This is a genomic window from Lysinibacillus pakistanensis (genome assembly GCF_030123245.1).
Classification (GTDB): domain Bacteria; phylum Bacillota; class Bacilli; order Bacillales_A; family Planococcaceae; genus Lysinibacillus; species Lysinibacillus pakistanensis.
The window spans coordinates 3,492,353-3,513,923 of the sequence record NZ_CP126101.1; the positions used below are offsets into that span (position 1 = coordinate 3,492,353).

The window sequence follows — 21,571 nt, forward strand, 5'->3', positions numbered from 1 at the left end:
CCATTTTCCACAAAAAAATCAAAACCATAAAGATTCATGGTTTTGATTTAGAAAATGTATTTTTAATAACGTATAATTCCTATGCAAAGACCAATGATTACTAATAAATAAGGCGGTATTTTCCATCGCATTAAGCAGCATAAAAAGATGGCAGATATAACAATGTCTAACCAATTTTCAATTGTCTCTGTAGCAATTGGATGAAAAAAAGCTGCTGCTAATATTCCAACAACGGCAGCATTTGCACCTGCTATTGCCCCTCTTAATCTTGGGAATTGATTTAACGCTAGCCAAAACGGCATTGCCCCAACTATAAGTAAAAAGGCAGGAAGAAAAATTGCTATTGTAGCAATAACGGCCCCAGGTACTCCAGCAATCATCATACCTATGTAAGAGGCAAACGTGAATAATGGACCAGGAACTGCCTGTGTCATTCCATAACCTGTAATAAAATCAGAAGAACTCATTAGTCCACTTTGTACAAATTGAACTTCTAACAAAGGCAGTACTACATGACCGCCACCAAACACTAAGGCACCTGATAGATAAAACTTTTCAACCAATATAAACCATTCATATTGCATAAATGGACTAACAGCTGGTAAACCAATAAGGAGTAGGAAAAACAGTGATAATAAAATGAACCCTGCTTTTTTGGAAATAGGTACAACTGTTACATGTTGATTCATTTCCTTAGTGATTTTAATAAATCGAAAGCCTATGAGGGCAGCAAGACCTATCACCAATACCTGTGATAATGAATGTACCCATAAAAGCACTACTCCAAGTGCAAACAAGGCAATTATTAAATGCCATATGCTAGAAATCAATTTCCTGGACATATCCAAAATAGCCTGTGCAACAATCGCAACAGCCACTAATTTTAAGCCATGGACCCAGCTCATATCTACATGCGTCGAAAAATATCCGAATGCAATCAGCAGCAACACTGACGGTAATGTAAAGCCAAGAAAAGAAATTACACTCCCAAATATTCCGCCTCTTAATAAGCCAATGCCCATTCCTACTTGACTCGATGCGGGACCAGGTAGAAATTGACTAAGTGCTACAAGCTGACTGTAATCATTTGCTGATAACCACTTACGTTTTTCAACATACTCATTTTGAAAATAACCTAAATGAGCAGTTGGACCACCAAAGGAAGTACAGCCTAATTTAAAGGAAACTAAAAAGATCTCCCATAATCTTCGCAACAACCTCACTTCTTTCCATGTAATATATCATTATCTTACATGGTGTAACCGTGTTTTTAGATTAAAGTATTGTAAAGATTGAAATAAGCATTTTTCTTATTTTTTTGTCATTTTAATTTTAGAACCAAGCTCATTTCCATCTGTAGCAATTGGAATTAAATGATAAGTTTTTTCTGTCAAATATAGGGCGTCAAGGCGAACTCCCCATTTTGTATTGTCCTCATTTAATGGATACGCAGCGTTAAGGCGCCATAATTCACCTGATGTAGATTGAATATTAAATTGTATGGCATTATTCAATAGGGCTGTGTCAGAATGAAAATAAATTGTTGTTGATATTGGTGTAGAAACAACCCTGTCAATCGTTATTTGTTGGCCATCTATTAGCTTCAACTTTTTTTTAACTGAAAAAACGTTCCTATCATTTTGTAAGTGCTTCTGTGATGCTTCTACTTGAAAGTTCCATGGCTCGTCAATCTCCTTTTTTCCGTTCCAGTCGTTATAGCGAATATCTAAATTTAATGTTTCATCCTTTGGTAATTCGCTTAGTTTAACACTGCTATAAATGGTATAGGTTTTATCCGATTGCGCAATGGACTGCCCTCCATTTCTTACTGTAAACTCTTTTCCATTAATCAATACTTGTGGAAAAAAGAAAATTTGATAGTCGAAATGTGTATCGTTTTCTGGTTTAAAGGTGGCATTTAATAAAATCTGATTGTCATCCACTATTACTTCATTCAAGGTCAAACTTCCAAGGCTATTTTCAGTGGTTTTACCGACAACTGTTTTATAGGTTTCAAAATTTAAATCCTTATTAAATAAATAATAAAAAACAATTACACCAATCACCAATATTAAAAATAACACTACAACAAACCATATTTTGTGCAATCGACTCCCCTTCGACTGACCTTCAACTAGAAGCATATCATTAGACACATGTACACCTCATTTTTCAGAAAGTTATTTACACAATTATTGTAGTTATTAGGGGAACATTATATAACCTTTAAGACTTAATGTTTGTCATACCGTATCTTCTCATACAATGGGTATTGATCAATAACAAATTTGTGTAAGGCTTTTTTTGGAATTAAATAAATAGCAGGGAGGGACTAATGCTGAAAAAGAAAATTACTTATTTAGGAATTATTCTTTTTTTCATTGTTGTTTTAGCATTTGGTGCTTATAAGTTAATGAATGCTAGAGACTATCAACTTTTTGGCAAGATTATCTCTCATATTGACACTACAGAAAAGGTTGTAGCATTAACTTTTGATGACGGTCCAACTAAAAATGTCAGTACCATTTTAACATTACTGGATGACTACGATGCTAAAGCAACCTTTTTTTTAATTGGAAAAGATCTTGAAGAAAATTTAGAAGAGGGTAAAAAAATTGTGAATGCCGGTCATCAAATTGGCAATCATACCTATTCACATAAGCGAATGGTTTTTAAAAGCCCTACCTTTTACAAAAATGAAATAGAAAAAACAGATGAACTTATAAAAAGTATTGGCTATCCAGATATCCCGCCTGTTCGACCGCCGTATGGGAAAAAGCTAATTGGATTTCCACTTTATTTAAGTAAAACAAATCATGATACAATAACGTGGAATTTGGAGCCTGACTCCTTCTATTCAACACCTGATGAAAAAATTAATTATGTGAAAGAACATATTCAATCTGGCTCGATTATTTTAATGCATCCCATGTATGACAATACAGACAGTGAACTGCAAGCAATCGAAGGTATTTTGCAGTCACTTACTGAGGATGGATACCGCTTTGTCACCATTAAAGAACTTCAGGATAAATCTGAGAATCTGCACAAATGAGGCAGATTCTTTTTTCATGTATAGCAGATTACTATTTACAGAGTTTCGATCTATTTAACAACCTTTATTATAATTAGTCAAAAAGTATTATAATTTTCTTATTATTAATATTATTTTAAAATTATTATAAGAATAGTATTTTAAAAACATTCATTTTTCCTCATAAAATCCCACTATCCTCACTTTTGTAATTTTCTCCTTAACAACCGCACAAAAAACCTTTAAAATACAACCTTTCTAAAATTAATTAATCACTAATACATTTTCTATATTTCCCCTTAAATAAATTGGATTATTCAGAAATGTAAAATAATATTTTTTCAGGAAAATATAAATTCATTTTTTGTTATTATATGTTATTATAACTTTAGAAAAACGGCCTATTTTCAAGAAATGAAAAATAGAGGAAATATGAACTACAAAGGATGATGAATATGAAAAAAATCCAACAATTATTCCAAAGCGAAGATGGAAATATCCAGCAAAGGGAGAATTTTTTATCCCTATTAGAGAAAATTGTTTCCTCTCTAGATGCATTAAAGAATCCCAATAAAACGTCTCTTGGACCAATGAAAGAGCGTTCCTCTAATTTCTATCAAGAATTAATGCAAGACAATCAAATAGCAAATACAGGGGTTGGGCTCAATCAGGTTGTGGAAGAACTTACACAGTTGATGCAAGGACACCCTTATCATACGCGTAATTTTGTCACGAATGTATTACCAATGGCTAGTATCCCTGGTATATTGGGCCAGTTTACAAATGCCCTTTTGAACGGTAACAATCTATGGGATGTTTATGGACCTGCTGCTGCAGAGTGTGAAGTAAAAGTTGTAGCGATGATGTCGAAGTTAGTAGGCTATGACTACACTAAGAGCTTTGGCTATACAACTTGGGGAGGACAAGGGGCTGTATTTAGTGGTCTTCGTCTTGCCATTGCTAAGCAATTTCCACAGGCAAAGGAAGAGGGTATTCCAAATAATTTATATTGCTTTGCATCAGAAAATGCACATTATAGCCTATTAAAATCGATTGAAGCGGTAGGTATAGGAAGTAAGCATTTAGTACGTGTAAAAGCTGGAAAAGACCATTCCATGGATATTAATGACTTACAGGCACGTATGACAGAGGTTATTGAAAATGGTGGAATCCCAGTCTATGTAGTAGCTACAACAGGCGCTACGGATCAATTTGCCATTGATGATGTACAAGCCATTAAGGAAGTCACTATAGGTCTTGAGAAAAAATATGCCTTACAACCGATACATATCCATGCTGATTCCGCTTTGGGAGGCTTTTACGCATTTTTCAACGATTACGACTTTACTGCCAATCCCCTTCAGCTAGAGGCAGAGGTATTACAGGGATTGAGACATATTCGTACACGTATGCAGCATCTAGCAATTGCAGATAGCCTGTGCTTTGACTTCCAAAAGCTTGGTCAGACACCATATTTAACTAGCTTATTCCTTATAAAAGAGGGTAACAGTTTACAGTTACTTGATATTGAGGACTTTGATACACCATACGTCGGCAATCGTGGTTATGGCTCCTACCATACAGGCTATACATTAGAGTGCTCACGAATGGGAAGTTCAATAGCTATTTATGCAGCTTTACAGGCATTTGGTAAAGAAGGCTATCAACAAATATTAGCCAATTATGTGCGTGTTAATTTAGCATTCCGTACACAATTAGCGGAGCATGCACCTATGCTGCAAGTAGTAAATGGAACGAATATTGGACCCGTTACAGCCTTTCGTTTATATCCAGATGGCTATAACTGGCACACGGAGCAGGCAGGTTGCTATACACAAGACCAAATTGAATATATAAATGCGATTAATGCCTCTTTCTTTGAAATTATAGGTCAGGATCGAGACGAAGTATTTTTTGGTGATACAACACGTTTTTGTACTGTCCGCACAAGTGATACAAAGCAACAAATTCCAGTTGCAGCTGCAAAATTCTTTGCTATTTCTCCTTATACTGAAACAGAACATATCCATGCTATGGTTCATTTCCTGAAACAAAAACTGCAAGTATTGGAGGATGCCAAAGTTGAATATAATAAATAAATTAAAGGGTTCTTTACTTTATAAATATATTGCAAGCTTCACCATTCCCATTGCTATTATTTCAATCATATTTAGTGTGGTACTTTTTATAACGTCTTATCGAATTATCGATGATTTTGTCATTACACAGTTTGAGTCATCATTAGAAATTGTTTCTAATTCTATTTTCGAAGATTTAGAAAAAAATGATGTCATTGCTGCAGACAATGGGAATCATCAAAAATATGAACAACTACTAAAGCAATTAAATGGCACAGTGAATAAATACGATATTGAAAATGCATATATCCTTTCCCGCTCTAACGGAAAGGAGCATATCGTCGCTTTAAGCAACAAAGATAATTACAAAGAAGATTATGTTTTCGATGAAAAAATGAATGTTGCTTTAGACGCTGGTTCTTTGCAAATAAGCGATATTTATCAAGATGAATATGGTATTCATAAATCCATTTTTATACCATTTAAAAACACGGACATTTTATTCGGTTTAGATATGGATGCTTCCTTTATCTCTAAGCTACAAACAGAGACACTTTGGATATGTATCATTATGACGGTGATTTTCATCCTATTAGGGATTATTGTCGCTTATTTCATTAGCATTGGTATTACAAAACCAATAAAAAAAATAACTGGTTATGTTGGCAGGGTAGCCAAGGGAGATTTAGCTGTTGAACCTCTACAAATCAAAGGTTCCAATGAAATCGCACAGCTTTCTCTGGGCATCGAAAATATGACAGAAGATTTACGCTTACTAATTCAGCAAATCGCAGAAAATGCTGAACAAGTCGCTGCTATGTCAGAGGAATTAACAGCAAGTTCTGAGCAAACAAGCGCATCCATACAGCAAATTACATCTTCCATGCAGGAAGTTGCAGCTGGTTCAGAAAAGCAAACAACCTCCATAGAAGAGGTAGAAAATCATATCTCAGTAATCTCTACAAAAATGGCTGAGGTCGTTTCGAGCGTGAATGATGTGACAGCAAAGGCAATTAGTGCATCCACAATTTCTGAAAAAGGTAATACGACAATTCAAAATGCAACTGAGAAAATGACTGTCACTACTACTGCCATTCAAGAGACTTCAGCAGTTGTGGAACGTTTAAGCACATACACAAATGAAATTGGTGACATTGTGACCTTAATTAACCAAATAACGGACCAAACCAATTTACTCGCGTTAAATGCATCTATTGAAGCAGCAAGAGCTGGCGAACATGGTAAGGGCTTTGCCGTTGTTGCAGAGGAAGTACGTAAGCTTGCTGATCAATCATTAGCAGCAACTAACAGTATTCGAACACGGATTGAAACCATTAAAGAGGAATCTGCACAGGCTGTAAAATCTATGGGAATTAGCAGCAGTAATCTTGTGGAAAGCTCAACAACCTTCAATGCATCTGGTGAGGCCTTTGGAGAAATTAATACACAAATTATGGAGCTAACAAAGGAAATGAATCATGTCAATACGATCATTACCAACATGAACCAAGGTGTGAACAGTATTGCTATTTCTGTAGAAGAAGTTGGTATAGTAGCCGTTCAAGCATCAGGAAATATTCAAAATGTAGCAGCAGCGTCTGAGGAACAATCAGCAAGCATCGAAGAAATTACTGCATCTTCCAATAATTTAGCGGAGATGGCACAACAGCTTCGTCATATCATACAAAAATTTCAGCTATAAAAACTAAATACATTAAATCCGCTATACTTTCTTGAAATATAGCGGATTTTTTATTGCTGTAAGTATTATCTTCCCTTCTGTTGCATCCATAAAATGGTTTCCTCTAGACCAGCTCTATAAGAAGTACGTGGTAAAGGACCAATTTCCTTTTCATACTTTTCCCCACTTAAAATAACTGGTTCCTCTGTTAAATAAAACATTTCAACTACTTCTTTCATAGGTGGAGAGAATATTCCTATTAATTGTAACATTCCTTTAGATACAGTTCTGATTCCTTTCTTGTAGCCAGTTAATTCGCTTAGAATCTCCACTAATTGAACCCCGGAAATTGTATGTGTAGCTGGTACATTCCAATTTTGATTGTATGTATCATCCCTTAAGGCTAGTTCAACCATAGCCTTTGCACCATCAACTGTATAAAGGAATTCCCTCTTCACCTTCATATTTCCTACAAAATTAGCTTTTTTACCTTGGACAACACTTTTTAATGTTTCATAGAGAATGGTATTTTCTGCATTTGGTCCATATAAATCTGGAAAATGAACGATTACAGAAGGTACATGGCTATCTTTTAATTTATTTTCCATGGACAATCGAATTTTTCCCTTCTTTGTATGTGGTCTTTTCAATGTCTCCTCAGTTACATCTCTGACCGATTGTTTCCCATATGCATATATATTATCGACAAGTGCTATCCTCGCTCCTTGTTTTTCAGCTATTTTTATGACCATTTCTAGGCACGGTATATGTAGCTTTTCCCAATCCTGATACGGAAAACTTATTGCATGAAAAATTACATCTACCCCTTTCGAAGCCTGACTAATATCCTGTTCATTGAAGATATCACCTGCAATGATTTCAACATTTTTGGTATGGTGAAATAAAGTAACTAATTTTTCTTTGTGTCGTGCAAAGGCCCTCACCTTTATTTGTCGCCTTACTAATTCATTTACAAGAGCATAACCCATTCCACCTGATGCTCCGATAACTAAAGCTGTTTTCAAGAATAATCCCTCCTTTTATTAACCACTGGTCAAATAAAAGCTTAAAGATAGCTCCAGATAATTGATCTAGAGCTCAACTTTATTTAATGCTTTGATAAGAAATCTTGCATGTACATCTACTGCTTCCTTTGCTTCCTCATAATTTTTAACATAATGACGGTAATGTGCTACAAATCCATGCAACGCAATAAATGTAGAATGGATATCTGAAAGTAGCAGCTCAGTTTCTGATAAAGCTTGTACGGATTGTGCAAATTTTTCATAGCTAAGGTTGGCTGCCTCTTGGGAGAGTCCATCAATCTCATTGTCCCTCACCATAAACATTAATTCATATTGACTTTGATTATTTAAACCAAATGCCATATATCCTACTAAAATATTTTTTAGCTTTGTAGAACTATCTTCAGGGCCATTCACTGTATTCTCTAAAGTAGTGTTTAATTCAGAAAAGTATTCGCCTAAAATAGCATAAAATATTTCTGCTTTATTTTTAAAATGATAGTATATTGCCCCATGACTACAGCCTAACTCTTTCGCAATACTACGCATCGATACATGGTGAAAATCCTTCGCAATAAATTGTTTATGTGCCTCATGGATAATCATTTCTTTTGTTAATTCCTGTGTTGATGGTTTACGCGGTGACATATTGCCCTCCTAATTTGACCAGTGGTTAATTAATAGTGTACTATTAGTTATTTTAATTAGCAACAGTTAGAATCCTATTATCAATTTCGCCTTGACGTAATTGTAGCTGCCGCTTCGCTTTCGATACAAAAACATTTGCTGAATGAAGATAAAAGAAAACGAATTTCCCCTTTCGAAAGGAAATTCGTTTTTGTCAATTTAAATAATACTCTTCACAACTTTTGAAATAACAGCACCCTCAGCTTGACCTGTTAACAAAGGTTTGGCAATTTTCATTGCGTCTCCCATGCCCATTCCCTTTACTATTCCAGCCGCTGTAAGCTTCTCTGCAACTTCTTCTTCTGTTAATTGCTTTGGCAAGAATGATTTTAATAGTACTAATTTCGCTTCCTCTTTTTCAATTAAATCCGCTCTTCCTGCATTTTGGGCACCCTCTAAAGCTTGATTTGTTTGCTTTACCTCCCGATTGATAATTGCAATTTCTTCATCAGAAGATAAAGCCCCTCCCTTTTCCTTCTCCGCTAAATCTAATGCAGATTTCAACAGCGACAATACGCCTTTTGCCAATGCATCCTTCTCTCTCATCGCATTTTTTAATTGTTCAAATACCTCTGTTTTTAACAATGTTGTCACTCCTCTAGACCATTTATTCCAAAAAAATTATACCATAAAGTGCATTAGAGATGTTTTTCCCATCTCTTAGAGTAGGCTCCTCTTGATAAAAAAAACCGTAGCCTCGAAGGATACGGTAATTAAAATTTATTTTGCTCGCTTTAGCATACGTACATCTGCCTTTGTTTCAAGTAGTTCAAGAGATAATATTTCCATTTTCGTATCCATACTATCTATCTTCTGACTTAAATTTTGTTCTACTGAATCTAATCTGCTTTGCAGTAAATTTGTTTTTTCCTCCAATCTTGTTTCTACAGCATCAATTTTTTCTTCTAATCTTCTTTCAACCGCATCAATCTTTTCTTCTAATCTTCTTTCAACCGCATCAATCTTTTTTTCTAATCTAGCTTCCACCGCTTCAATTTGTTGCTGAAGATCAGTTTTCATAACCTGCATTTGAGTAGATAGCTCCAAAATCGCTTGAAGAATAGTATGTTGGTTCACTTCCTGCTCCATTTTGACTTCCTCCTCTCTATCATTCCTTGTTCTATCTATAATTTCTTAACATTATTATCAGTGTAGGAAAAGAAAAGTAGTATTCCATTTATGCCACTCTACTCTCCATTCTATCTAGGATTAATTTTAAAGTCAAAATATCAAAAGAACGAGTCTAGCAATCAATATCATAATAGACTTCTCTACTACTTTTATAAACGACATTCTAAATTTTCATCATTTTCAATTACACCTCGGCATAATTGCGTCAGGAATCGGCTTTGTGCTTAGGCCTGCGTGATGCAGGTCAGTTAGCCGTTATCGCATGGATGCGATGATTGATTTTAGGCTAACATTAACTCCTTTCCGATTACGCGACATCCGCCAGAGGCTTTAACTTCTTTCTCTACCATTTATCCAATAAATAATACCAATAATTGCTCCGCCAATTATATTTCCAATTGTAACAGGTACTAAATTGGCGATGGCTCCCGCCAGCGATACCATTTCACCATGAGGTATAAAGAGGGCAAGACAAAATAATGTCATATTGGCGATGCTATGCTCAAACCCCGAAGTAATAAATGGAAAAATACAACAAAAAATCATAGCTAATTTTGCAATTTCTGTTTTTAATTTATAGGCACACCATACTGCTAAACAGACAAGCAGATTACACAGGATTCCTCGGCATAAAAGGACGACAAATCCTCCATTCATCTTAACAGTAGCTATTTTTTCAACATAATTGGCTGTATCTCCCACCGCAAGCCCTGCATAAAAAAATAACCCAGCGCCTAATAGGGAGCCACAAAAATTTCCTATGTAGCTAAATGTCCAAATACCTATCATTTCTAGGGGTGTAGATTTTTTGGATAATGTACTAATTGATAAAACTAAATTATCCCCTGTGAATAAATTTGCTCCAGCCATCATCACCATACTAAGCGCCACGCCAAATGATAAACCTTGTACAACTTTCATACTTGGTACGCCAGCAGGATCAAACAAACCACCAATTGTGACGATAAGCAAAATGCCAAAGCCGATATAAAGGCCACCTAAAACTGCTTGTAAGAAATAATTGGCAGGTCTTTGCTTCATCATTGTTATTTTTGTTTCCGCAGTTATACAAACCTCAGCTATTGTCTCTTTCATTTCTTTCCCCCCATGAAAATATCAACTATATTTATCATAACTGATTATTAAGCCTTCCAAAAATAACAATGTAAGGATTTTATTTTCAAGAAGAAACAAACTTTTGTATGACTATAAAAGTTGAAATTACAAAAAATACATTAATTTTTCCTATCAGCCTTTTCAATCTTTCTATTAGGAATATCATTGCTTAAAATCCTTTCAGATGATATGATGCGTTTAATTCTTACAATGCAAGTAAGTTAAGTAGGGAAAAAGGAGTGGATTTGATGGGTCAAGTAATTGCAAATAAAATAAAGCAATCCATAACGGAGTTAATTGGGCATACTCCACTTTTGGCCTTAAACCAATATGTCAAAGAACAACAGCTTGAAACTGAAATTATTGTAAAGTTAGAATACTTTAATCCAGCAAATAGTGTGAAAGATCGTATAGCTAAAGCCATGATTGAGGATGCTGAAGCTCAAGGTGTTTTAACAAAGGACAAAACAATTATTGAAACAACTAGTGGAAATACTGGTATTGGTCTAGCGGCAATTGCAGCAGCAAAAGGTTATAAGCTTCGGATTTACATGCAGGATGGGGTAAGTGAGGAGCGCACAAAGGTTGTAAAGGCATATGGGACTGAGGTAGTACCATTTTCTGAAGTTCCAGAAATGGTGACTGCCTTTGAGGAGACAGACGGTGATTTTGTAGAAACAATTAAAGTTTTTAGAGAAACCGTCGTTGATCGTGAGGAAAATGTAGTATTTCTTAATCAACTTGACAATGAGGCCAATCCAAACATTCATAAGCTAACAACAGGTCCTGAGATTTGGGATGATACGGACGGTGATATTGATATTTTTGTAGCCTCAATAGGGACGGGCGGGACAATAAGTGGTGTAGGTGCCTTCTTAAAATCTAAAAACTCAAAGATTCAAATTATAGGAGTGGAGCCAGCTATTAACTCCATTGCAACCGTTGATAATCCAGATATAATTGAAATTACGGGTGTTCATCGCTTCTCTGACGCTGATGAGGCACGCGTTCCATCGAATGTTCATTTAGAGATTATTGATGAAGTGCTTGAAGTAGAAACTGTTCAAGCCTATGAAGCCGCTCGTGCAGTAGCGAAAACAGATGGACTATTAGTAGGTACCTCATCAGGTGCTGCCTTATTCGCTGCTACTGTTCTTGCAAAACGTCCTGAGAATAAAGGAAAAAGAATAGTGGTCATCCTTCCAGATACTGGCCTTCGTTATTTATCAACTGATTTATTTTAAGTGAAAGAAACGAAGGGTATAACAGACTGCCCTTCGTTTCTTTACAGGATTTTAATAGCTTGTTAGAAAAACCTTTCCTTTAGTTGTTTTTGATGATTCCACAATCTTTATTGCTTTTTGAATCTCTAATAAATCATAATGAGAATCAACTGCCATCATTTTTAACATACCACTACTCACCAAGTGTATTAATTGATGGAATGTATCTTGCCATCTTTCTACAGAAACCTGCTTATTCCAATGGCGTAAATGGAATATATTAGCCCTAACATTGGCCTCCTTCACAATACTTTGCCAGTTCACTTGTACGCCTGATAAAAGACCAATCGCTAAAAATTCTCCGCCCGATTTTACACAGAATGCAAGCTCATTACCAGCTGTTCCTCCGATAGAATCAATAGCTGCATCAGCTCCTTGGCCATTAGTAATTTCCATTACCGTTTCATAGAACGGTATTATAGAGGTATCAATTACGTAGGAAGCACCAAACTGAAGTAAATCATCTGTATGCTTATTATTTCTCGTTACTGCAATAAGCTGAAAACCAATCAACTTTGCTAGCTGAGCAAAAATATGACCAATAGCAGATCCACAGGCATTTACTAATAAAACATCATCTGGACGCAGTTTTAGTACTTCTGTACAAGTAACCCAAGCGGTCATGGGGTTAATATACATTTGGGCAGCGGTAAAATCATCTATTGAATCTGGAATTGGTACGGAAAATTCTGCTCTTGATTGAACAATCTCCTGCCAAGTTCCATCTCCTCGTAAAGGTAATACACGTGTACCGATAAGATTTTGAGAAACAGAAGGACCTACAGCCTCTACGATACCTATTCCCTCATAGCCAGGAATAGTTGGTAAAGAAATTCGATGAGCATACTTCCCCCAAATTGGTATTAAGTCAGATGGATTTATAGGTCGTGCTAGCATCCGAACAATTATTTCCTGTGCTTGTGGTGGCTTAATCGTTTTATTTTCAAACTTTAAAACCTCTAGGGGATTTCCAAATTCATAGTATTTAATGCTTTTTGCTTTCAATAAATAGGACTCCTTATTCATAAAATAACATTATACTTGGAGCATCGGAATCACACTTCAAATATAAAGGTTTTTTACCTAATCATAGGAAACGATGTTTTTATAGCCGCGTAATTGTAAACTCAGCCTTCTCATTCAAACACAGTAGTAGATGATTGTTAATTTCTATCACTATTGGACTGACAATCGCTTTTTTATTTGAAAAATACCATATACGTTCACTTGGTCCTAATAATAAATTTGCTCCATCCTCATAATTCCCCATAAACGTAAGACTATCTGCGCAAATTTCATTATTATTCATTGGTATAATCCCATATTTTTTTAATGTATTTGCTACTAAATAAATAGTATCTGTTGTGATATTCATTTCACCGATGTTTAGCACATGCTCTGATGAAAAAGACATGGCATCTATTTTAGGATTAACTTCCTGTCTTGCAATAAGCTCTATAATATTTTCCTCTGGGTCATAAAAATAACAGGAAAAGGCCTTTAATGTGTCAAAATATACTTCATCTTCTTCAGCTGAAGACAGTATTTCCGCACGCTCTTTTACCCAACTTTTAGCCTGTTGAAATAAATTACATGGAATATTTAAAGCAAAATGATATTGCTTTTGTACAGAAGCAGGAATTTTTTCAAACGTTATAGTACTTTCACCGAATGCAACAGTAAAATAATGATCGGTATTTTTTATTAATGAAAATCCTAATTGTGTACTATAAAATTCCTTCATTTTATGTAAATCATATGCATATAGCTTTACTTTGGTAATTTTCACTGTAAGCATCTCCCCTGCCCTTTGTTTCATTTACTATACTAGACTCAGTAAATGAATACCTCATGCAAAAGAATGAATCATCTTATAGTGGAATACGATCGCCTCTACTATTAGGCTGTGAAATAACTAAAAACTCTATATCTTTCTCTGTATTATTTTGCATTTGATGCGGTGTTAAAGGAGGAACTTCTATACCTTCACCTTCCTGTAATATAATGGGATTTCCGTTAATTTCGATTGTTGCGGTGCCAGACAGAACAAAGAAAAATTGTTGTGCATGATGATGATAATGGTTAATTTCTGTTGTTTTAGCTGGCATACGCTCATGAATAATACTAAGCTTTTTATTTTTAACTAGATGCCAGCCATCACATAGTTCTCCCCAACAATAATGCTCTGCATTTTGTTTGCTGATTTTCAAAATGAGTACCACCTTTCTATAACGTTAACACTAAGGCTATTCTCTACATACGGTTCTATCCCGTACCCTACCAATTACCAAAATTAAGGATATACTATATAATATAAATAACACTATAAACTTTAATTTATCATGTTAGGAGAGAGAGGAATGAATGTCAAAAAACAGTTGTCTGGTATCGCTCTCGGCTTTTTGTTTACAACAATTCTTATCTATATCTTATTTGATTTTTTCTCTTGGTCAATTAGCCTCGGGTATTTATTAGGTATTTGTGTTTTTGCTATGCTATTACTTTTCTTGAAAAGGAAATAAATGCTTATTCATAATGTGTTTAAAAACTTTTCAAATTTGTTGACACTCATAATTTCATGTGTCACGAACTGCCCATTATAAAATAATCCAAAGGTTGTCCAAATAATAGGTGCATTCTGTGCTTCTTCTTTTGTGGTTAGCTGATAGGCATGAAAAGGGATACCTTTTTTTACAGTAGCATCCCTTAAATCATTTATAACACCTACTGCAAAGGGACATTGAGCAGTATAGTATATGATAATACCATCTCCCTGAGATTTTAGATCGCTCGTATGAAATTTAAATGATGGCTCAACAGCTTCGTCGTTAAATTTATAGACAGCTAGCTCAAAATAAGGGGCTGCATGATCTATAATTTTAAATCCCAAATGCTCAAAAAAACGTTTATCACTTAAAAAAGGAAGCTTTTTCTTTCCTACTATATGGACAATCCCATCCATTCCCTGTGCTTGTGCATCCTCTATACACTTTTCAAGTAATCGTCTAGCATGATGCTGATTTTTATATTTCCCTGAAACCCATAGACAATTTATATACATATAATTGGGTGCCTCAATAGGAGCCCAGGCCTGATGAGCGGGTAAATATTCGATAAAAACCTTTGCCCGCTCATTCAATCGATAAAAAACCAGCCCATCGTTTATGCGATTCATTAACCATTTTTTCTTTTCTTTTACTGCTTGCTCGTATTGCTTAGCGCCAAGTGCACAACATATATGCTCCTGTTCAATTTGATTGCTAGTCATTTGAAGATACTCCACTTTATAATTCACCTCTGTCCTTTCTAAATTCCAAATCCCTGTTACCTATATTATACCAAATGGAAAATTCCCCATGTTATATTAACCAACTTCCGATGACATAGTTCAGGAAATTTGATACAGTTGTTATATTATTTTATTTAGAAAGGTTTATAACAATGAATTATATACAATTTATGAGAAATTTTATTGGTCATGAAACATTAATAACAATAGGCTGTGGTGTCATTATTGAAAAGGAACATCAAATTTTATTACAGCATCGACTAGACGTAGATAATTGGTGTATACCTGGTGGTTTAATGGAATTAGGTGAAACATTTCAACAAACGGCCATTAGGGAAGTATTTGAGGAAACTGGTTTAGAGGTTTATAATTTAGAGCTATTTGGAATTTATTCTGGTAAAGATTGCTTTGTAGAGTATCCAAATAAAGATAAAGCTTATAGTGTTCAAATTATTTTTAAAACATTGGATTTTAAGGGTGAATTATTACAAAAATCAGAGGAAAGCAGGGAACATAAATTTTTTGCTAGAAATAAGCTTCCTAATAAATTAAATCCTAGGCAAAAAAATTTTATAATGGATTGGGTAAAAAATGTGAAGTTACCTATTATCAATTAATTAAATTTTTTCATTGAAAACATAGAGGTGTATATAAAATGAGAAACATTATAACGGGTACCTTAAGTATTATTATTGGATTAGCGCTTGGCTATCTCTTTATTGGTAAAAATCAAGCTCCTTCCAATCAATCTACACTTATACTTATTTTTATAGTAGCTATTTTAGCCCTAATACCTATTTATTGTAAATTTTATATGGAGTGGAAGGACGAGAAGGAGAAATTTTGAACAAATGCTTTAAGATAAAAAACATGAAATTTGGTGGTAAAATGATAATATCTAGCAAAGAGAAATTATTGTGGATTAGTATTTGCTTGACGATCTTTTCTATATTTTTGGTATCGTATCCATCTAATGAATTTGGAGGACCAATGCGTTGGGTCAGTTATAAGGGCCATGAAGAAATACAATCTGCATGGTCATTCTTTACACCAACTTTTTTTACACAAACTCATTTTCATATGCTCCATTTTTTTATCAATGTCTTTCTATTCTATATGCTTTTAACCTATAGCAAAAAAATATTGCTTTATATCAAGTCAAAAAATTAGAAATACAGGTCCTTTTCAAATAAAAAAATGGTTAGGATGCAGCAACCTTATTAATACCAGTTTGCATACTCTAACCATTTTTTAAGCTTCAAATTCGTTGTTAGTTAAGGGTCACTATAGAGTGTTCCACCAGACACCATTGCTTCATTTACTAGCATATTTTTACTTTCTTCTGATTTTCGGCATCATAAAATCGCTTGTGCAGAAGTTAAGATATGCGTAATGGCCTTTTAGTAAATTCTTTGAAACGTTCTATCATTAGTAATACAAAGCTAGTTTATTGAATGAAAAGCCTTTTTTCCGTACCTCCAAAATTAAAAAATCAAATTACTTTTTGAATTTGTTCGTTAATATTTCCCTTACTTAGACCTCCATGGTAACAAATCACGGATTCTATATCGAAATCTAAGTATTTCTTTATAGAAAGCTGAGCTTCATGTAAATCCAGTACTGTCGGGATATGAATTCCTTCAATTACCCCATTGACACTGTACAATGAATCCCCGGCAATCAACGTTTTACTCTGTCGTAAATACAAGCTTATATGTCCAGACGTATGACCTGGTGTATGAATAACACGAATTCCACCACAATATGGTAACTCTTGACCATCTTTTAAGGTTTCATTCACCTTGCCCTTTGGAGGGTTCTCAAGATGTCCATCTTTTATCAGAGGGATTTCTCCTTGGATATAAGGTTTATCCAGCTGATGAGCATATACTTTAATATGACTTCCCCCTTCTAGTAATAGCTCAGGAAGACTACCGATATGATCAATGTCCTGATGGGTCAAAATGATAGCTTTCAATTTATCAAACGGTACACCTATTTCTTCAATTGCCAACCGTATATCCTCCATTTGCCCAGGAAATCCAGTGTCTATTAAAACAGCCATTTCTTGATCCCATAAAAGAGTCGGATGAATAATAAAATCTTGATACTCTAGATGAAGCATTTCTACACCCTTAGAAACTTCCATACATATGGTCTCCTTAATAATTTTATTTTGTAGTTTTTAAATGATTAATTACACTAGAATTCTCACAGCACTCTAAACTAACCTAAATATAATTTCTGTTTCACTTTGAAAAGTTCCTGCTTATCTTCATTTATTTCACTAATTTCAAGAGGCCGATTTCATCATTTTGAAAACTACCAAATTAAATATTTTTAGAAGTATAAAATATAAAAGTGCTGCAAAAGTTCCAATCAAAAGAAAGATAAGAAGTCTATTCATATATGTAACAGCAGAAGTTAAAAAGTATACTAATCCTCCTATGATTGCTCCACTCACGCAATAAAGTACTGCTTGATTTAATTGTTTTTGAATTTTAGTGTCAATAAACCAAGAAATAATAACTCCCAAAATCCCATAGATAACAAGTGAATATCCAATAAACATCAAGAATAATGTTTTAGTTGAATATCCGCTCGTTTCACTTATTTCCTCCTCCATAGAGCCATAGCCAAAATAAAAACTTAAGAACCAAGATAAAATTATTGCGGAAATAACAGAAATTGTTATTCTTTGAAATAATGAATGTGACATTGATATTCCTCCATAAAATTAGTGACTCTTTTTAGGAGTACCATTACTACTTCCTACATTTTAGCTAAATTGAATTAAATTATTTTCTAGCATAAAAGGTAAAAGAAGAAAAACCTCCTATCACTAATTGCTTTTTCCGTGTCCATACATTTATGTATATAAGTCCATTAATGTCATAAAACAAAAAGAACATCACCTAATCATTTAAGTGATGTTCCACATCCTACCCCTTTGTGCAGAAGGGATAAGATGCATCAAAAACAGTATACCAATTTAGAAATATTAATTGTATCCAACAAATGGATTAAAAAGAAATATAATTATATTGTATTGAATAATATACTTTTTCAACCAAAAGTAACCATTCGCTAATAATATCAAATCCAGGTAAACAACCTTTAAAAAATTTATTTAAAGGCATATTCAGTATTCAATTGTTATTGTTGTAACACTATTTGTCGGGTAAAGGTTTTTCTGGTCGTTTAGAGCAGTATTTGCATTCTGGGTCACTACACTTTGATTCTATCCAACTATTACACTTCGGACAGAAATAAGTATCAAAATCGTCGTAATAAACTAGATTGAACTTACAATTAGAGCAAAAGTTATCTTGTTCAACTTGGCCTTCAAATACAAAGTTATCAATTTCTACTTTGTAGCCATCTTCTTTTATTTTCATAAATGACCTCCACTATTTAAAATGAATAAAACATCTCCACAATTTCACAAAACAAACCACATAATTCTTCATGAGTATGTATATAGGTACATGAAATAATAAAGCTTTGAATCGCCTCTAAATTTTAATTTGATGTTTGAATAGATGTTAATATGCCATTTTCAAAGTATAAATAATTATAATTATCATATACCCATTGTTCACTTGTCCCATATGCATTAACAGTTTTGTTAATATTGCTTGGCGCACCCCAGCTACTTAACAAAACATCATCTTTCGTCATACCTATTGTTACGCCGCGTGAAGCTTTTTCTTGAAGTAATCTCTCTCTTTCATTACTTTCTCTTCTTTCAATTTTTTGATTTTCACGTTCATTTTCTAGTTGTTCCATGTCCTCTTTATGTTCTTCAATTTCTTTACCAAATTTACTTTCAATAAATGCTACAGTTTCCTTGTTAAGATTTTTAAAATGTAATTCATCGTAATCTCTACTCGGAAATTCGGAGGCATTATCAAAGATCTTTTTAACTGATTTATTATATAGTTCAATAATTTCCTTTGTAGGTTTTAAATTATTCATATTAGATAAAAAAACATTTCGATAGTGTAATACGACCGTATCATACTTTTTGTTATTATAATGAGTTATAAATTGCTGTTCTGTATTTTTAAGTTTCTCCAATTCTTCATCACTGTAATCTAATATCTCTTCTACTTCGGGACTTGTTTCAGAAACTTCATCTTTATTTAATTTTTTATTTTCTAAAATAAAATACAATGCCACTCCTATTAATATAATCAACAAAACACTTCCAATTAATGCTTTTTTCATACTTTACACTCCTACTATTTATGTTTTAATTCCCATTTATAATACATATTACTAAATATTGTAGAGGTGTGTATATTTTTTTATCTATTCCTCGATTGCCAAATTTTATTTCACTATAACTACTGATACATTTAGTGACAAAATAAGATTTCCATCGTGGCGTGAACTTTTTTGCCCATCACAGATAAAGATTAAAATGTATCCGCATTCATCTCACCACCTGTAGAGGTGGGAGTCTTCTGTATCTGCCGCTGTGCTTTCGATACAAAAATTTTCTGAACGAAGATAAAATAAAAAAGCCTAGGCTCAAAATTAATTGATTACCAGAGCTTTGCTGTAATGCTTATTCATTTACAAGTAACAGACCCAGAAAGTGACAAAAAACCTCTTTCTACTATAAGAAAGCCAGCACATTTTAGATCCATATACCTATTAATATAACTTATCTGGAAATTTCTGCTTTTTGATATTCTAGTCTCATTTTTTAATGACAATTCCTCTAATCGTTAAGGTATTTTTGTCCTATCATTACTATTACTTACTATTAATGCTAATTTAGTCCACTTATTCATCCATTATATATGTATTTGAGTAATTTTGTTTTCTGATTAATAAATACAAATAGATTTAGGGAACCATCAGAAGAATAAGTTTTGTAAAGAAACCAGCTCGGCTAACATAATAGCTTTGCTGGTCATTCATCTTTTATTTAGATATTGTAATTTCATTGCACAAAAATAATGGATTAGTAGCTTTAAATGTGATCTCTGCAAAAATATCTATGACTATTCAATTGATGTCTTTATAATGCAATCAATTTCACCTTGGCGTAATTGTAGTTGCCGCTATGCTTTCGATCCAAAAAACATTTGCTGAATGAAGAAAACTATTCCCGAACACAGAAATACTATTTAAATAAAATAAACACAAAATTTAACTATCTCATATAATACATTATACGTAAGTTTTATTTACATATTTTAATGAAAGTAAAACTAAGTGTTTTATCTTATCAAACTACTGTTTATGACATTCTACCCGGCATTGGCATTCCGCCCGGCATTGGCATTCCGCCCGGCATTGGCATTCCGCCTGGCATTGGCATTCCACCTGGCATTGGCATTCCGCCTGGCATTGGCATTCCACCTGGCATTGGCATTCCACCTGGCATTGGCATTCCACCTGGCATTGGCATTCCGCCTGGCATTGGCATTCCGCCTGGCATTGGCATTCCACCTGGCATTGGCATTCCACCTGGCATTGGCATTCTACCTGGCATCGGCATTCCACCTGGCATTGGCATTCCGCCTGGCATTGGCATTCCGCCTGGCATTGGCATTCCACCTGGCATTGGCATTCCACCTGGCATTGGCATTCCGCCTGGCATTGGCATTCCACCTGGCATTGGCATTCCACCTGGCATTGGCATTCCGCCCGGCATTGGCATTCCACCTGGCATTGGCATTCCGCCCGGCATTGGCATTCCACCTGGCATTGGCATTCCACCTGGCATTGGCATTCCACCTGGCATCATTGGAAATCACCTCCATCAGGTGCTAGAATAAAAGAATGTTGAGTGTAAAAAGCCCAATTCGAATAATAGTCAAAGCTCATTGTATCATTCTCCCTTTTTCTTTATTATGGAATAAAATCAAATTGTTTTTATTCTGCAATCAGTTTCATTATATTAGTCATACTATATAAAGCATGGGCTTTAATCTCGCATAAGTAAAACCCCCACAATTTATTCAGCTAAGATATATGACTATACCGTTATGCAAATCAATTTTTCTACTAACAATCGAGCTTCTCCATAATTATTACGATCGTGACCTACACATTTTAATTCTAGATTTTTTGATAAAATTCCCATTTTTAATTTCTTCTAATATCATAGTGATTATAAAATGAACGCCTTTATCAGTTTGATCACATTATTTACTGTAAATTTATTAATATTTTTTAACTCTATTGGTTTTAAGAAAGCTTCCCTAATTATTTGCTTTATCATTGAACG

Annotated in this window: 23 protein-coding genes; 7 read left to right on the top strand and 16 right to left on the bottom strand. The window is 34.3% G+C overall.

Annotation, left to right across the window (positions count from 1 at the left end):
- Positions 1–62: 62 nt before the first annotated feature.
- Together chrA and QNH24_RS17380 are read right to left on the bottom strand one after the other, a co-directional pair.
- On the bottom strand, positions 63–1,214 hold the full coding sequence (gene chrA, locus QNH24_RS17375) for a chromate efflux transporter (protein WP_283868783.1): 1,152 nt from the start codon (positions 1,212–1,214) through the stop codon (positions 63–65).
- Positions 1,215–1,310: 96 nt separating this feature from the next.
- Complete coding sequence (locus tag QNH24_RS17380) at positions 1,311–2,156, bottom strand: DUF4179 domain-containing protein (RefSeq protein ID WP_283868784.1); 846 nt, start codon at positions 2,154–2,156, stop codon at positions 1,311–1,313.
- 182 nt (positions 2,157–2,338) lie between these two features.
- Between QNH24_RS17380 and QNH24_RS17385 the strand changes: the two genes are divergently transcribed.
- From QNH24_RS17385 to QNH24_RS17395, 3 genes are all read left to right on the top strand, one after another.
- Positions 2,339–3,055 (top strand): polysaccharide deacetylase family protein, encoded by a 717-nt coding sequence (locus tag QNH24_RS17385; RefSeq protein WP_430675532.1) that lies wholly within the window; start codon positions 2,339–2,341, stop codon positions 3,053–3,055.
- A gap of 434 nt (positions 3,056–3,489) precedes the next feature.
- Entirely contained in the window at positions 3,490–5,133 is a 1,644-nt protein-coding gene (locus QNH24_RS17390) for a pyridoxal phosphate-dependent decarboxylase family protein (protein WP_283868786.1), read from the top strand.
- Positions 5,108–6,814, top strand: a complete 1,707-nt coding sequence (locus QNH24_RS17395; protein WP_283868787.1) for a methyl-accepting chemotaxis protein — start codon at positions 5,108–5,110, stop codon at positions 6,812–6,814. The genes QNH24_RS17390 and QNH24_RS17395 overlap by 26 nt, the downstream gene beginning before the upstream one ends.
- Before the next feature lie 65 nt (positions 6,815–6,879).
- Here the strand turns inward: QNH24_RS17395 and QNH24_RS17400 are convergent, their stop codons facing one another.
- The 5 genes from QNH24_RS17400 to QNH24_RS17420 all read right to left on the bottom strand — a co-directional run bounded on the left by QNH24_RS17400 (position 6,880) and on the right by QNH24_RS17420 (position 10,731).
- A complete protein-coding gene (locus QNH24_RS17400) occupies positions 6,880–7,818 on the bottom strand; it encodes an SDR family NAD(P)-dependent oxidoreductase (RefSeq protein ID WP_283868788.1) in 939 nt (312 codons plus the stop codon).
- A 66-nt stretch (positions 7,819–7,884) separates the two neighbouring features.
- On the bottom strand, positions 7,885–8,466 hold the full coding sequence (locus QNH24_RS17405; RefSeq protein ID WP_283868789.1) for a TetR/AcrR family transcriptional regulator: 582 nt from the start codon (positions 8,464–8,466) through the stop codon (positions 7,885–7,887).
- Positions 8,467–8,664: 198 nt separating this feature from the next.
- Positions 8,665–9,090, bottom strand: a complete 426-nt coding sequence (locus QNH24_RS17410) for a GatB/YqeY domain-containing protein (protein WP_283868790.1) — start codon at positions 9,088–9,090, stop codon at positions 8,665–8,667.
- 135 nt (positions 9,091–9,225) lie between these two features.
- A complete protein-coding gene (locus QNH24_RS17415) occupies positions 9,226–9,594 on the bottom strand; it encodes a hypothetical protein (RefSeq protein ID WP_283868791.1) in 369 nt (122 codons plus the stop codon).
- Positions 9,595–9,966: 372 nt separating this feature from the next.
- Positions 9,967–10,731, bottom strand: a complete 765-nt coding sequence (locus QNH24_RS17420; RefSeq protein ID WP_283868792.1) for a formate/nitrite transporter family protein — start codon at positions 10,729–10,731, stop codon at positions 9,967–9,969.
- Positions 10,732–11,000: 269 nt separating this feature from the next.
- Here QNH24_RS17420 and QNH24_RS17425 point away from each other — a divergent pair, with 269 nt between their 5' ends.
- Complete coding sequence (locus QNH24_RS17425; protein ID WP_283868793.1) at positions 11,001–11,996, top strand: PLP-dependent cysteine synthase family protein; 996 nt, start codon at positions 11,001–11,003, stop codon at positions 11,994–11,996.
- Between the two features lie 51 nt (positions 11,997–12,047).
- Here QNH24_RS17425 and QNH24_RS17430 read toward each other — a convergent pair whose 3' ends face one another.
- The 3 genes from QNH24_RS17430 to QNH24_RS17440 all read right to left on the bottom strand — a co-directional run bounded on the left by QNH24_RS17430 (position 12,048) and on the right by QNH24_RS17440 (position 14,245).
- Positions 12,048–13,040: a zinc-dependent alcohol dehydrogenase family protein gene (locus QNH24_RS17430; protein ID WP_283868794.1), complete on the bottom strand. Its 993-nt coding sequence runs from the start codon at positions 13,038–13,040 to the stop codon at positions 12,048–12,050.
- Positions 13,041–13,140: 100 nt separating this feature from the next.
- Positions 13,141–13,824 carry a VOC family protein gene (locus QNH24_RS17435; RefSeq protein WP_430674056.1) on the bottom strand — a complete coding sequence of 228 codons (684 nt, stop codon included), beginning with the start codon at positions 13,822–13,824 and terminating at the stop codon, positions 13,141–13,143.
- A gap of 82 nt (positions 13,825–13,906) precedes the next feature.
- Positions 13,907–14,245 (bottom strand): cupin domain-containing protein, encoded by a 339-nt coding sequence (locus QNH24_RS17440; RefSeq protein WP_283868796.1) that lies wholly within the window; start codon positions 14,243–14,245, stop codon positions 13,907–13,909.
- Positions 14,246–14,395: 150 nt separating this feature from the next.
- On the opposite strand from QNH24_RS17440, the gene QNH24_RS17445 reads away from it, so the two are divergent.
- Positions 14,396–14,557, top strand: coding sequence for a hypothetical protein (locus QNH24_RS17445; RefSeq protein ID WP_283868797.1), 162 nt, complete (start codon positions 14,396–14,398; stop codon positions 14,555–14,557).
- 8 nt (positions 14,558–14,565) lie between these two features.
- On the opposite strand, the gene QNH24_RS17450 is transcribed toward QNH24_RS17445, so the two are convergent.
- The gene (locus tag QNH24_RS17450) at positions 14,566–15,318 is read right to left on the bottom strand and encodes an N-acetyltransferase (RefSeq protein ID WP_283868798.1); all 753 of its coding nucleotides are present in this window, start codon (positions 15,316–15,318) and stop codon (positions 14,566–14,568) included.
- Between the two features lie 158 nt (positions 15,319–15,476).
- Here QNH24_RS17450 and QNH24_RS17455 point away from each other — a divergent pair, with 158 nt between their 5' ends.
- Together QNH24_RS17455 and QNH24_RS17460 are read left to right on the top strand one after the other, a co-directional pair.
- Positions 15,477–15,941 (top strand): NUDIX hydrolase, encoded by a 465-nt coding sequence (locus QNH24_RS17455; RefSeq protein WP_283868799.1) that lies wholly within the window; start codon positions 15,477–15,479, stop codon positions 15,939–15,941.
- Positions 15,942–15,979: 38 nt separating this feature from the next.
- Positions 15,980–16,171, top strand: a complete 192-nt coding sequence (locus tag QNH24_RS17460) for a hypothetical protein (RefSeq protein ID WP_283868800.1) — start codon at positions 15,980–15,982, stop codon at positions 16,169–16,171.
- A gap of 645 nt (positions 16,172–16,816) precedes the next feature.
- Here QNH24_RS17460 and QNH24_RS17465 read toward each other — a convergent pair.
- The 5 genes from QNH24_RS17465 to QNH24_RS17485 all read right to left on the bottom strand — a co-directional run bounded on the left by QNH24_RS17465 (position 16,817) and on the right by QNH24_RS17485 (position 21,088).
- Positions 16,817–17,473 carry an MBL fold metallo-hydrolase gene (locus tag QNH24_RS17465; RefSeq protein ID WP_283868801.1) on the bottom strand — a complete coding sequence of 219 codons (657 nt, stop codon included), beginning with the start codon at positions 17,471–17,473 and terminating at the stop codon, positions 16,817–16,819.
- A 144-nt stretch (positions 17,474–17,617) separates the two neighbouring features.
- Positions 17,618–18,043, bottom strand: coding sequence for a hypothetical protein (locus QNH24_RS17470; protein WP_283868802.1), 426 nt, complete (start codon positions 18,041–18,043; stop codon positions 17,618–17,620).
- A 451-nt stretch (positions 18,044–18,494) separates the two neighbouring features.
- Positions 18,495–18,722 (bottom strand): hypothetical protein, encoded by a 228-nt coding sequence (locus QNH24_RS17475; RefSeq protein ID WP_283868803.1) that lies wholly within the window; start codon positions 18,720–18,722, stop codon positions 18,495–18,497.
- Positions 18,723–18,846: 124 nt separating this feature from the next.
- Positions 18,847–19,554 (bottom strand): hypothetical protein, encoded by a 708-nt coding sequence (locus QNH24_RS17480; RefSeq protein WP_283868804.1) that lies wholly within the window; start codon positions 19,552–19,554, stop codon positions 18,847–18,849.
- 1,024 nt (positions 19,555–20,578) lie between these two features.
- The gene (locus tag QNH24_RS17485) at positions 20,579–21,088 is read right to left on the bottom strand and encodes a hypothetical protein (RefSeq protein ID WP_283868805.1); all 510 of its coding nucleotides are present in this window, start codon (positions 21,086–21,088) and stop codon (positions 20,579–20,581) included.
- Between the last annotated feature and the right edge of the window lie 483 nt (positions 21,089–21,571).